This window comes from Streptomyces sp. NPDC048603 (assembly GCF_043199475.1).
In the GTDB taxonomy this organism is placed as follows: Bacteria; Actinomycetota; Actinomycetes; order Streptomycetales; family Streptomycetaceae; genus Streptomyces.
On sequence record NZ_JBICVY010000008.1, the window covers coordinates 373,821 to 386,909 of the forward strand.

Here is a 13,089-nt window from a genome sequence, read left to right on the forward strand (position 1 = left end):
CATGGACGTGGACTTCCCCTTCCGCATCGGGGCGGACGGACGCACCGCGCTCACCGACCCCGCCGACCACGTGCGCGACCTGGTCGAGCAGGTCCTGTTCACCAGCCCGGGGGAGCGGGTCAACCGGCCCGACTTCGGCTGCGGCCTGCTCGACCTGGTCTTCGAGCCCTGCGGCCCCGACCTCGCGGCCGCTCTACGGATCACGGTCCAGGGCGCCCTGCACCGCTGGCTCGGGGACGTCGTCGCCGTCCAGGCGCTCGACGTCGCCGCCGAGGACTCCGCGCTCCGGATCGAGATCCGGTACGCCGTCCTGGCCACCGGCACGATCCGCACCGACACCTTCGACAGCGCCCGCACCTCCTACCCGTCCGACCCCTCCGCCACGGGAGCCGCCCGGTGACCGCCGAAGGCACGCCTGCCGGATCCGCCCTCTCCGGCCGGGCCCGGGACGCCCGCGCGGCCGGCCGCAACGGCATCGAGGCGGTGACCGTCGACCCCACCCGCCGCCGGCTCACCGTCACCCTGTTCGGTCCCGCTCCCGACGGCCTGGTCCCCGCCAACTTCCGCATCGACGGAGGTGTCGTCGCACGCGACCTGCGGGTCCTCGCCGTCACCACGGGCCCCGACGCCGACGCCGACCCAGACCGCCCCGGCCGGATCCACCTCGACGTGGACCGCCCCGGCGACATCTCCCGCTACCGCCTGCACGCCGTCGCCGCCGACCCCTCCGGCAGGCCCGGCACCGAACCCCTCCCCGGCTTCGACCCGTGCTTCGCCTCCGCCGGGTTCACCTTCGGGCAGGACTGCCCGGCACCGGCCGACTGCGCGCCCGAGCCGGTCCCGCCGGCCACCCCGGGCGAACCGCTGATCGACTACCTGGCCAGGGACTACGACAGCCTGCGCCGCGCCCTCCTGGAACGGCTCTCCCTGACCCTGCCCCGGTGGGGCGAACGGCACGCCGCCGACCTCCTGGTCACCCTCGTCGAACTGCTCGCGTACGCCGGCGACGAGATCGCCTGGGAACAGGACGCCGTCGCCGCCGAGGCCCACCTCGACACCGCCCGGCTGCGCACCTCGGTCCGCCGTCACGTCCGGCTCGTCGACTACCCGATGCACGAGGGCTGCGCGGCCCGCGCCGTGGTCTGCCTGTCCTCCGCGGCACGGGTCACCCTGCCCGCGGGCACCTTCCGGCTGCGCGCCGGGGACCAGGTCTTCGAACCGGTCGGGGCCGGCGACGTCACCGTCCGCCCGGCGCACGACCGGATCTCCCTGTGGCACTGGGGCGAACCCGACTTCCGCCTGCCCGCCGGCACCCGCACCGCCGCCCTCTGCGACGGCGAGACCGCGGACGGGGACGGGGCAGGGAGCGGCGCCCCCGGTACGCAGGGCGGTGGTGCGGGCGCCCGCCGACTCGCCCTGGTTCCCGGCGACATCCTCGTCCTGGAGGAAATCCTCGGCGCCGCGACCGGCCTCCCCGCCGACGCCGACCCCACCCGCCGGCAGGCGGTCCGGCTCGTCGAGGTCCGCCGCCGCACCGACCCGCTCTACGGCCGGCGGCTCCTGGAGGTCACCTGGGCCCCCGAGGACGCGCTCCGGTTCCCGCTCCGGGTCCGCGCCGTCGGCGGACCCCGGTGCGAACCGCTGGAGACCGCCGTGGCCCGCGGCAACGCCGTCCTCGTCGAACACGGCGCCGACCCCGCCTTCGCCGGCGCCCCGCCGGAGCGGCTGACCTGGCCGGTCCCGCCGCCCGGGACCCCCGGCTGCCCCTGCCCGCCGGACTTCGGCTGCGCCGACGAGGGCGCCCCGGCCGTCCTGCCCGCCTACCCGGAACTGCCGGACCGGTACGCCCCGGTGGTGCCCGGCGACGCCGCCACCGGGGCGGGCAGGGCCCCGACCCCCGTCACCTGGAGCGCGCCGTACCCGCTGCCCGAGGCCGTGGGACGGGCCCAGGCCGACCTCCTCGACGGCCTGCCCGGCCGGGCCCGCGCCCGGCTCCTCGCCCTGCTGCGCGCCGCCGAAGCCGGGACACCTCCCGGCGCCGAGGCCCTCGCCTGGCTGGAGACCCTCTTCGGGGCCGCGGTGCTGCGCCGCCTCCGGCCGGCCGCCGACCCGGTCACCGCCCTGCGCACCCTGGCGGCCCGGTTCGGTGAACTGCTGCACCGCAAACTCGCCCGGGTCCGCGAACTCGCCTGCCGGGCCCGCGCCGGCCACGTCCTCCTGGCCGCCAACGAGGGCTGGGAGATCGGCCAGTGCTGGGGCAGGCCCGAGGGCGACGCCCTCGACCCGGCCCGCCCCGCCCTCCACGGGCCGATCCGCCACGCCCTGGACCCCGACCCGAGGCAGGCCCTGCCCGCCGTGCGCGCCACCGAACCCGGCCTGCCCGGCGAACCCTGGCTGCCCCGCCGCGACCTCCTCGACTGCGGCCCCGCCGACCGCTGCTTCGTCGGCGAACCCGACGACGACGGCCTGCTCCACCTCCGGTTCGGCGACGGCCGCAGCGGAGCCCGGCCCGCCCCCGGCAGCGTCCTGGAACTGCGCTGCCGGCTCGGCAACGGCACCGCCGGCAACGTCGGCGCCGAGGCCATCGACACCGTCGAACTCCGCGGCCTGACCGGCGTCACCCTCCGGGCCCGCAACCCGCTGCCCGCCACCGGCGGCACCGATCCCGAACCGGTCGCGGCGGTACGCGCCCGGGCACCGCACGAGGCGTCCCGCCGGCCCCTGCGCGCGGTCGGCGAACAGGACTACGCGACCCTGGCCGGCCAGGTCCCCGGCGTCCAGCGCGCCGACGCCCGGCTGCGCTGGACGGGTTCCTGGTACGAGGCACAGGTGGCCGTCGACGCCCTCGGCACGGCCGAGGCACCCGCCCGCCTGACCGCCGGCGTACGCGACGCCCTGCACCGGGTCCGCCGCATCGGACACCAGGTGTACGTCGGCCCGGCCCGGCAGGTGCCGCTGCGGCTGGCGCTGTGCCTGACCGCCGAGCCCACGGCCGTGGCCGGGCACGTGCGCACCGCGGTGGCACGCGTCCTCGGCAGCGGGCTGCTCCCGGACGGCACCCCCGGGCTGTTCCACCCGGACGAGCTGACCTTCGGCACTCCGGTCCGGGTGAGCAGGATCGTCGCCGCGGCGGCCGCCGTCCCCGGCGTGCGTTCCGTACGGGTCACAGCCCTGGAGCGGCTCTTCGAGCCCTCCGGAGAGGCGATGGGCGACGGCGTCCTGCGGCTGAGGCCGGGCGAGATCGCCCGGCTGGACGCGGACCCGGTCCGGCCCGAACACGGCGTACTGGAACTGCTGATCGGAGGGGGCCGATGAACGCGGGACGGGAACGAGGCCATTGCGGCGGTGGCGGTGGTGGCGGCGGCGGTGGTGCGTGCGGCCCCGGAGACGGGTGCGGGCGCGGTTGCGACGGGTCCCTGCCCACCCCGGCGGCGACGGACAACCCGCCCGGTCTCGCCGGACTGCACTGCCGCATCGGCACCCACAGCCGGTTCCTGGAAGCCATGCGCCGCCGGCTCGCCGCCCGCCCGGAACTCCTGCGGCTCACCGCCCGTACGGCGGACGACCCGGCGATCGCCCTGCTCGACTGCTGGGCCGTGGTCGCGGACGTCCTCACCTTCTACACCGAACGCCACGTCCAGGAGGGCTACCTGGCCACCGCGGCCGAACCCGGGTCCCTGGTCCGGCTCGGCCGCCTCGTCGGCCACCGGCCCCGGCCGGCCCTCGGCTCCGGCGTCCACCTGGCCTACACCCTCGACCCGGGCGCGCGGACGCTCGTACCGGCCGGGTCGCAGGCCCGGAGCGTGCCCGCCGAGGGCGGGCTGCCGCAGGCCTTCGAGACCTCCGAGGACCTGCTCGCCGACGCCCGCTGGAACACCCTGGCGGTCCGGCGGACCGCACCGCCCCGGCTCGGCCGGGGCACCGCCGAGAGCACCGCCCGGCTCACCCTGACGGGCCCCGCCCTGGGCCTCAAGGCCGGGGACCGGCTGCTCCTGCTGTTCGGCGAGGTCCTCGACCCGGTGGTCCGGGTGGTCGCCGCCGCCGTACCGGACTACACCGCCGGCCGGACCGCGGCCGACCTGGTCCCGCTCACCGTCCCCGACCCGGTGGAGGCCGCCCGGACTGCCCTCGACCTGGCCCTCCGGACCGCCCCGCCCGGCGCGGCAGCGGCCCCGCTCCGCGAGGCGCTGGGCGCCGCCGCCGAACTCCTCGCGCCCCCGGAGCCGGAGGAGGACAACGAGGAGGACAACGAGGAGGACAACGAGGAGAACGACCAGGGGGACGACCAAGAGGACGAGGGGCCCGACCGCGGGGCCGCCGCGTACGACACGCTCTACCGGCGCACCGCCGAGGCCTCGCGCCTGGTCGCCGAGGGCATCGCCCTGGTCACCGCCCGGCCGAACGGCACGCCCGCCCGGTGGCTCGACGGCCGGGTGGAACCGGCGCGGCGCGCGACGTACGCGGCGCTGCTCACCGTCGCCGCCGACCGGCGCCGCAGCCTGCCCGAGACTGAGTACCTGCGGGCCCTCGCCCACGCCCTGGTCTGCCCGCAGCAGTACGCCGACCGCGCGGACGGGCCCGCCCGCGCCGCGGACTGCGACCGGGCCACCGCCCTGGTCGCCACCGCCGCCGTGCTCCCGGCACTGCGCCGCACCCCGCCCCGCCCGCCGGCCGCCGGAACCGGTCCCGAGGCCGCCCCCGCCGACCTGTGGGACCCCCGCTCCGACGCCGTGCCCCGGCTGCTCGCCGCAGCCGATCCGCGCCTCGCCGACGGCATCCACCGGGCCTGGGAGACCCAGCGGATCGCCCCGCCGCGCCCCGCCTCGGGCGTCCAGGTGCTGCGGGTGAAGGCCCGTCCGCTGGCCCCGCCGCCCGGCGGACCGGCGGAGGACGACGACGGCAGCACCGGGGCCGCCGAGGGGGAGATCCTCCTGGACGGCGTCCACGACGGCATCCTGCCCGGCTCCTGGCTGGTCGCGGAGCAGGCCGGCTCCACCCACGGCCCCTACCGGGTCAGGGTGGTGACGGTGGCCCAGTTGCGGCTGCCCGTCCCCGTGCCGCGCGGCGCACCCCCCGTCACCGTGCCCGTCACCCGGGTCGGGGTCGACGGGCCGTGGCACGACACACCGCCCACCGGGGGAGCCGTGCCGTACGAGGACCTCACCCTCTGGGCGGCCGGCGAACCGCTCGTCCTCGCCGACGAACCGGCCACCGGTGACATCGCGGGGGACCGCATCGAACTCGACGGGGTCTGCACCGGACTGCGCCCCGGCCGCCGCCTGATCGTGTCCGGCGAACGCACCGACGTACCCGGCACCACCGGCGTCCACGGCAGCGAACCGGCCGTGCTCGCCACCGCCTGGCAGTCCGTCCGGTCCCGCCCCGGCCAGGACGACCCGGACGGCGGACTCCGGGACCGGGGAACCGGAGGCCACCGGGCGGCAGCCGGCGGCGCGGAGGACGGAACCGGCGCCGGCGACACCGTCCACACCACCCTGCTCCTGGCCGCGCCCCTCACCCACACCTACCGCCGGGACACGGTCACCCTGCACGCCAACGTCGTCCCCGCCACCCAGGGTGAGACCCGCACCGAGGTGCTCGGCAGCGGCGACGCCTCCCGCCCCGGCCAGACCTTCGCCCTGCGCCAGGTCACCGGCACCGCCCCCCTCACCCACCTGCCCGCCGTCGGCCCCGCCGGAGCCGGACCCGCCCTGGAGGTCCGCGTGGACGGCATGCTCCGGCATCCCGCGGAGGACCTCTCCGGACTCGGCCCGCTCGACGGCGGCTACCTGCTCACCCAGGGCACGGGCAGCGCCGCCGTCACCTTCGGCGACGGCCGGAACGGCGCCCGGCTGCCCACCGGAGTGGAGAACGTCACCGCCGCCTACCGGATCGGTGCCGGCCCGGCCGGCAACCTCCCGCCCGGCCGCATCACCCAGGCCGTCAGCCGGCCCCCCGGCGTCAGCGCCGTCACCAACCCGCTGCCCGCCACCGGCGGCACCGCGGCCGACGGGCCCCGGGACACCCGGACCGGGATCCCCCTGCGCAGCCGCGCCCTGGACCGCCCGGTCTCGGTGACCGACTACGCCGACTTCGCCCGAGCCCGCCCCGGCATCGGCAAGGCCGCCGCGGCCCGCCTCTTCGACGGGCGGCGGGAGGTCGTCCACGTGACCGTGGCCGCGGTGGACGACGCCCCCACCGACCCGGCGGACCCGCTGATCACCGGCCTGGCCGGTGCCCTCGCCGCCTGCGGGGACCCGCACCTCCCGGTCCGCGTCGACGTGCGGGAACTCGTCCTGCTGGTCCTGTCCGCCCGCCTCCGGGTGCTCCCCGACCACTCCTTCGCCACCGTCGAACCCGCCGTCCGCGCCGCCGTACACGAGGTGCTGGGCTTCGCCGCCCGCGAGCTCGCGCAGCCGGCCCACCTGAGCCGCGTACTCGCCGCCGTGCACGCCGTACCGGGAGTCGACCACATCGACGTCGACGTGTTCGCCGGGATCACCGCCCCCGCCGACCCACTGGCCCTGGTCCGGCTCGTCTCCGAACTCCGGGACGCGGCGGAGACCGTGGACGCGCTGCCCGCCCGTACCGGCCGCCGCGAACACACCGCCGGCGAGGACCCCACCGGCCGCGCCGACACCCTCACCTCGATCGCCCTCCGCCACGGGGTCGCCGTCGCCGACCTCGCCGCGGCCGATCCCACCCTGCGCTCGGTGCGGCTGAGGCCCGGCCGGAGGATCCTCCTCTCCACCGGAATCCGCCCCGCGCAGCTCGCCGTCATGCACCCCGACCTGCCCGAAACCCTGATCCTGCGGAGGCTGCCATGACCGAAGGGCCGGAGGCCGCGGACGGCCCCCTCTACGCCCTGCTCCCCGCCCTCCACCGTCGCCGCGACGCCGAACAGGGCCACCCGCTGCGGGCCCTGCTGGCCGTGATCGAGGAACAGCACGCCCTGCTGCGCGACTCCGTGCGCCAGAGCTACGAGGACTGGTTCGTGGAGACCTGCAGCCCCTGGGTCCTGCCGTATCTCGGCGCCCTGGTCGGCCACGACCCGCTGCCCGGCCACGAGGCGGCCCGCGCCGGCGGGGAGGAGGCGGCCGCCCGGCTCGCCGCCGTCCTCGCCGCGCGCCGCGACATCGCCCGCACCCTGGCCAACCGGCGCCGCAAGGGCACCCTCGCCGTCCTCGAGGACCTGGCCCGCGACGTCGCCGACTGGCCTGCCCGGGCCGTGGAGTTCCGTGACCTCCTCGCCTTCCACCAGCCGGTACGCCGCCACTCCGGCAGGCCGGAGGAGACCGCGGACCGGCTGCGCACCGGCCGCCTCGCGGACCTCCGGCACGGGGACGCCCTCGACCTGGCCGGCGGGCCCTTCGACGGGCTCGCGCACACTGCCGACATCCGCCGGACGGGCTCCGCGCACGCGCCCGGCGGCCGGGCCGGCATCGACGGGGCCGGCCTGTTCGTCTGGCGGCTCACCGCCCACTCCGTCACCCGGGCCCCGGCGTACTGCACCGACCGGGACCGCGGCCACTTCACCTTCGGCATCCTCGGGAACGACACCCCGCTGGTGACCCGGCCCGTCCGGGAACCCTCACCCACCCACCTCGCGGACGAGACCAACGTGCCCGCCTTCATCCGCCGCCGGGCCTTCGCCGAACGCACCGCCCACTACTACGGGCCGGGCAAGAGCCTCTGCCTGTGGCGCGACGGCGACACCCCGGTCCCGCTCGCGGAGATCGTCCCCGCCGACCTGACCCACTGGAACCACCCGCCCCGCCACGGCCGGGTCGCCGTCGACCCGGTCCTCGGCCGGATCGCGTTCCCGGCCCGATCGGCCCCCGACACCGGGCTCTGGGTCAGCTACCACCACGGCTTCTCCGCGGACATGGGCGGTGGCGAATACCCCCGCCCACAGCCGGCGGGACGGGCCCCGGCCCCCGCCCCGCCCGAAGCCGTCTATCGGGTCGGCCCCGGCGAGCAGCACGAACGGCTCACGGACGCGCTCGCCCACTGGTGCCGCGACAAGGCCGCCCGCCCCGCCCTGCGCACCGCGGCCGTCGAACTGGTGGGCTCCATCGTCCTCCAGGAGCAGATCGAGATCCGGCTCGACCGGGGCGACCGGCTCACCGTCCGTGCCGCGCCCCGCAGCCGGCCCGTGCTGCGGCTGCTCGACTGGTACGCGAACCGCCCCGACGCCCTGCGCGTCACCGGCACGGGCCGGGGCGAGGGTCCGCTGCCCGTGCTCACCCTGTCCGGTCTGCTGGTCACCGGCCGGAGCGTACGCGTCCAGGGCGCCGTCGGGCGGGTGACCGTACGCCACTCCACCCTGGTGCCGGGCTGGTCCCTCGCCGGGGACTGCCGCTGCGAGCACCCCGCCGAGCCGGCCATCGAGCTGGTCCGCACCCCGGCCTGCCTGGAGATCGGGCACAGCATCACCGGCTCCGTCACCGTGGAGGCCGACGCGACGCGGCATCCGCCGAACCGGATCTTCGTCTCCGACTCCGTCCTGGACGCCACCGCCGCCGCCCTGCCCGCCCTGTCCGGGCCCGGGGACTGCTGCGCGTACGCCGAGTTCTCCGCGCGGCGCACCACGGTCTTCGGCGGGCTGCGCACCCACGCCGTCGGGCTGGTGGAGAACTCCATCCTGGACGGCCCGGTCCACGTGGCGGTCCGGCAGCGCGGCTGTGTCCGCTTCTGCTGGCTGCCGGCGGAGTCGCGCACCCCGCCGCCCTTCCACTGCGAACCGGCCCACTCGGGCGACCCCGGGCGCGTCGTCCCCAGGTTCACCAGCCGGACGTACGGCACCCCGGGCTACGCCCAGCTGGCGCCCGGATGCCCGCCGGAGATCCGGCGCGGCGCCGACGACGGCTCCGAACTCGGCTCCTTCCACGACCTGTTCCAGCCGCAGCGGGAGGACGGACTGCGCCGGCGGCTGGCCGAGTACCTCCCGGCCGGATCGGACGGCGACGTGCTCTTCGCCACCTGATCCCGCCCCGCCCGCCCGCCTGTTTGCCCGTCCGCCAGCCCGCCCCCGCCCGCCTGCCCCCGCCCGTCCCGCCCCACCCAGGAGGCATGCCCCTTGTCCGCCGACATCTCGCGCGTCACCTTCGACCCGGCCAAGCACTACTCCCGGATCGTCCACCAGCAGGGCCGGGTCACCCTGGACTCCGACGCCAACGAACAGACCGCCGTCCTGCTCCACTACCTGCGGACCGTCGTCGCCGACCTGCTCGGACCGAGCGCCGCCCCGCTGGCCGCGCCCGGCTTCACCGTCGCCCGCACGGACACGCCCAGGGACCTCGCCCTCGGCGCCGGACGGCTCTACGCCGACGGGCTCCTCGTCGAGAACGACGCCGCCACCACCTACCTCACCCAGCCCGAGGGATACGTCGACCCCGAGACCGCGCCCGTCCCGGACGGCCCCTTCGTCGTCTACCTGCGCGCCTGGGAACGGGAGATCACGGCCGTCCAGGACCCGTCGATCCGCGAGATCGCCCTCGGCATCCACGGTCCGGACACCGCAGCCCGCGCCAAGGTCGTCTGGCAGGTCGCCCTGCACGCCTTCGACGGCGAGGACCCCGGCCCCGGCGGAGCCGCCGACGCGCTCCGGCTCTGGCTGGACGGGCTTCACCTCCCCACCGGCCTGATGGCGGCCCGCGCCCGGTACGAGCCGGTCCCGCCCGGCGGACCGGGAGAGCCCTGCGCGATCGCGCCCCGGGACGGGTACCGGGGACCGGAGAACCAGCTCTACCGCGTGCAGATCCACACCTCGGGGGTCGGCGCGCCCGCCGGGGACGACACCGTGAGCCCCGTCGCACCGCCCCGCCGCGGCACGGCGAAGGACGCCGCGGAGCGGCCGCCCGCGGCCACGTTCGTGTGGTCCCGGGAGAACGCCTCCGTGGTGCTGCCCGTCGCCCGGATCGCCGGGCCGGTGGTCACCCTGGAGGAATGGGGCCGCGACAGCCGGCTCTCCCTGGACGTCGGCGACCTGGTCGAACTCGTCGACGACGCGACGGCCGTGCACACCGCGGACGAGGTGCCGGCCGGGCCGCCGCAGCGCATCCACCGCGTCCTGGCCATCGACCCTCCGGCCCGTACGGTCACCCTCGACGCCGACCCCAACGCACCCGCCCGCCCCGGTGGTTCACCGCCTCCCACGGTCAGCGGCGACCCGGAGCTGCACCCCCACCTGCGCCGCTGGGACCACCGCCCCGCCGGGACGGCGCACGCCCTGCCCGTGGTCCTCGACACCTGGATCCCGCTGGAGGACGGCGTGGCCGTCCGGTTCACCGGCCCGCCGCCCGGCCGCCCGGCACGGCCCGCCGGGCCCGCCCGGAAACAGCCGCCGGTCCAGGCCCGGTTCCGCCGCGGCGACCACTGGCTGGTCCCCGCCCGCACGGTCCCCGGCGACGTGCTGTGGCCGCAGGGCGAGGACGGCCCGGCCGCGGTCCGCCCGCACGGGGTGGACTACCACTACGCCGCGCTGGCGTACGTACCGCCCGGATCGGGGGAGCCGCACTCCCTGATCAGCACGTTCGCCCCCGCCGCGGAGCCGCCCGCCTCCGGGACCGCGCCGCCGCCCGGGCCGACGCCGTGACCGGCGAACCGGTCCGCGAGGTGCTCGGCCGTCCCGTCGCCCGCCTGGCCGCCCCGGACTCGGCCGCCGAACGCGAGGCCCGGGAGTGGGCCGGACCGCTCGCCCGGGGAGCCCCGCTTCCCGGCCGGCTGTCGCTCGACCTCACCGGCATACGCGTCCACACCGGTCCGGCGGCGGCACGTTCCGCGCGCGCCCTCGGAGTCCCCGCCTACACGGCCGGCCAGGACATCGTCTTCGGCGAGGGCCGGTTCCGTCCGGACACACCCGCGGGCCGGCACCTCATCGCCCACGAGCTCGTGCACGTCGCCCAGAACCGGCCCGACACCGTGCACTGCTTCGAGGCACCCGAACACCAGGACTTCGGCGACGCCGGACTCGTGGAACTGGAGGAATACCTGCGCACCCCCGAAGGCGCCGCCTTCGCCCGGGCCCTCGGCACCGCGGACCCGGCCGCCCGGATCCGCGAGGACGCCTTCTTCCGCGGCCGGACCTTCCGGGTCAACGGGGTGCCGCTGACCGCGGGGGACCTCCTCGCCATGGGCGGCGACTTCTACACCTCGCCCGAGGCACTGATGCACGCCGACCCCGGCGAACTCACCGAGATCCGCGACGCGATCCGCGAGGAGCGCTCCGGCGGCCTTCCGGGGGGCCGGGCCAACGAGCGCTACCAGAACATCACCCTGAAGTACATCGGGCGCGGCAAGCGGGCCGCGGCGGACACCTTCCTCGGCATGGCGCAGGTCAACGCCCCGCACTTCACACCGACCAACCGGGCCGCCTGGAAGGAGCTGCACACCCGCGCGCTGCGGCTGGCCCGGTCCGCGGGCGGCGACCCGGCCCGGATCCGGGAAGCGCTGCTCGTCGACGCCTTCGGTGGGCACTTCCTCACCGACGCCTTCGCCTCCGGGCACCTCTTCGACAAGAAGACCCTGGAAACGCAGATCGCCCTCTGGGTGTCCCGGAACCAGGTCACCCCGGCCAACCCGGAGATGCGGGCCTACTACGCCATCGTCGGGGCCGACATGCCCCAGCTGATCCTCAAGAACATCCACGACCGGCTCAACACCGAAGGAGTGGAGGTCACCAACCGGCTCGGGATGAGCTGGCGGGCGTTCGGCGACAGCCACCTCGCCGCCGGACCGCAGACCCTGCGCGTCGGCGCCTGGGCCGTGCTCGCGTCCCGCCGGCAGATCACGGACGCCGCCGCCGGTACCGCCGCCCGTAGTACCGCCGTCCGTCCCGGCGACCGGACCGTCTCGCCCGCGGACGACGACGCCCTGAGCGAGCGGGTGCTCGACCTGCTGCCCGACCAGGCCACGGTCGACCGCGTCACCGCCCTGGCCATCGGCTTCATCCCGGCGGCCGCCCGCGACATCACCGCGCTGATCCACCGCCAGCGGGGCGCGGGCATGCTCGAACTCAAGGCCCGCTGGGGCGCCCTGGGCACGCTCGCCGCCCCCGTCATCGGCGCGAACCTGGCCGTCGTATCGGATCCCGGCCGGGAGAAGGATCTCCTCCGCCTGGAGGAGGAACGGGGACGCGACGGCCGCGGCCCGGATGCCGCCACCCAGTTCCGGATCCTCGAATGGTGAGGCGCCGCCGGCGGCGGCGAGGAGACGGGCCGGGCGCCGCGACTTCACCCGCCCGAGCCGGTTCCGGAACCGGCAGGAAGGGAAGGCAAACCTGGCATGGCGACAGAAGGGGGAGAAGGGGGACGATGCCGTACGACACGTCACTTCCGGCGCCGGCCCTGCGGCTGCTCGGCACCTTCCGCCTCGAAACCCGCGGCCCCGACGGCCGCACCAGGACCGTGGCCGTCGAGGCTCCCGGACAGCGGGTCCTCGCCTTCCTGGGACTCCACCCGCCGGCCGGCCGGAGCGTCCTCGCCGGCACCCTGTGGCCGGAGGTCGCCGAGACGAACGCGCAGGGCAGCCTGCGCACCGCACTGTGGCGGCTCCGGCGAGGCGGCCCGGGCCTGATCGACAGCCGGGGCGAGACGCTCGCGCTGCGCGAGGACCTCACCGTGGACGTCCACTCCTTCGTCCGCACAGCCCTGCGCGTGGTCAACTCCGAAGGCGACCCCGGCGAGGAACCGGGCCTCGGCCTGCTCTTCGCCGGCGACCTGCTGCCCGGCTGGGACGAGGAATGGGTGGTCTTCGAACGGGAACGGCTGCGCCAGCTCCGGCTGCACGCCCTGGAATCGCTCAGTGCCCGGCTGACCCGCAAGGGCCGGCACGCCCTCGCCCTGGACGCCGCCCTCACCTGCGTGAGCATCGAACCGCTCCGCGAGAGCGCCCACCGGGCCGTGGTCGCCGTCCACCTCGCCGAGCACAACACCGTCGAGGCCGTCCGCCAGTACGGCGCCTTCCGCCGCCTGGTCCGCGCCGAGCTCGGCCTGGAACCCTCGCCCCGCTTCACCGCCATGCTCCCCACCGGACCGGCGGACCTCTGCTGACCGGCGGTGGCCACGGGGCCCGGAGACGATAGTGCGC

Annotated in this window: 7 protein-coding genes; all 7 read left to right on the top strand. The window is 76.9% G+C overall.

From position 1 onward, the window contains the following. Position 1: 1 nt before the first annotated feature. The 7 genes from ACGFQ9_RS22070 to ACGFQ9_RS22100 all read left to right on the top strand — a co-directional run bounded on the left by ACGFQ9_RS22070 (position 2) and on the right by ACGFQ9_RS22100 (position 13,052). Entirely contained in the window at positions 2-400 is a 399-nt protein-coding gene (locus ACGFQ9_RS22070) for a GPW/gp25 family protein (protein WP_393575817.1), read from the top strand. After that, positions 397-3,315 carry a putative baseplate assembly protein gene (locus ACGFQ9_RS22075; protein WP_393575818.1) on the top strand — a complete coding sequence of 973 codons (2,919 nt, stop codon included), beginning with the start codon at positions 397-399 and terminating at the stop codon, positions 3,313-3,315. Before ACGFQ9_RS22070 ends, ACGFQ9_RS22075 begins: the two co-directional genes overlap by 4 nt. Continuing rightward, positions 3,312-6,827: a putative baseplate assembly protein gene (locus ACGFQ9_RS22080; RefSeq protein WP_393575819.1), complete on the top strand. Its 3,516-nt coding sequence runs from the start codon at positions 3,312-3,314 to the stop codon at positions 6,825-6,827. Before ACGFQ9_RS22075 ends, ACGFQ9_RS22080 begins: the two co-directional genes overlap by 4 nt. Next, positions 6,824-8,986 carry a hypothetical protein gene (locus ACGFQ9_RS22085; protein WP_393575820.1) on the top strand — a complete coding sequence of 721 codons (2,163 nt, stop codon included), beginning with the start codon at positions 6,824-6,826 and terminating at the stop codon, positions 8,984-8,986. The genes ACGFQ9_RS22080 and ACGFQ9_RS22085 overlap by 4 nt, the downstream gene beginning before the upstream one ends. A gap of 93 nt (positions 8,987-9,079) precedes the next feature. Further along, positions 9,080-10,597 (top strand): DUF6519 domain-containing protein, encoded by a 1,518-nt coding sequence (locus tag ACGFQ9_RS22090; RefSeq protein WP_393575821.1) that lies wholly within the window; start codon positions 9,080-9,082, stop codon positions 10,595-10,597. Next, positions 10,594-12,189, top strand: a complete 1,596-nt coding sequence (locus tag ACGFQ9_RS22095) for a DUF4157 domain-containing protein (protein ID WP_393575822.1) — start codon at positions 10,594-10,596, stop codon at positions 12,187-12,189. Before ACGFQ9_RS22090 ends, ACGFQ9_RS22095 begins: the two co-directional genes overlap by 4 nt. A gap of 125 nt (positions 12,190-12,314) precedes the next feature. Beyond that, positions 12,315-13,052, top strand: coding sequence for a BTAD domain-containing putative transcriptional regulator (locus ACGFQ9_RS22100; protein WP_393575824.1), 738 nt, complete (start codon positions 12,315-12,317; stop codon positions 13,050-13,052). Positions 13,053-13,089 lie beyond the last annotated feature (37 nt).

Bases quoted from the DNA above. Each gene is read 5' to 3' on its own strand.
- ACGFQ9_RS22085 (WP_393575820.1), top strand. From the start codon at position 6,824: ATGACCGAAGGGCCGGAGGCCGCGGACGGCCCCCTCTACGCCCTGCTC.
- ACGFQ9_RS22070 (WP_393575817.1), top strand. From the start codon at position 2: ATGGACGTGGACTTCCCCTTCCGCATCGGGGCGGACGGACGCACCGCG.
- ACGFQ9_RS22080 (WP_393575819.1), top strand. From the start codon at position 3,312: ATGAACGCGGGACGGGAACGAGGCCATTGCGGCGGTGGCGGTGGTGGC.
- ACGFQ9_RS22100 (WP_393575824.1), top strand. From the start codon at position 12,315: ATGCCGTACGACACGTCACTTCCGGCGCCGGCCCTGCGGCTGCTCGGC.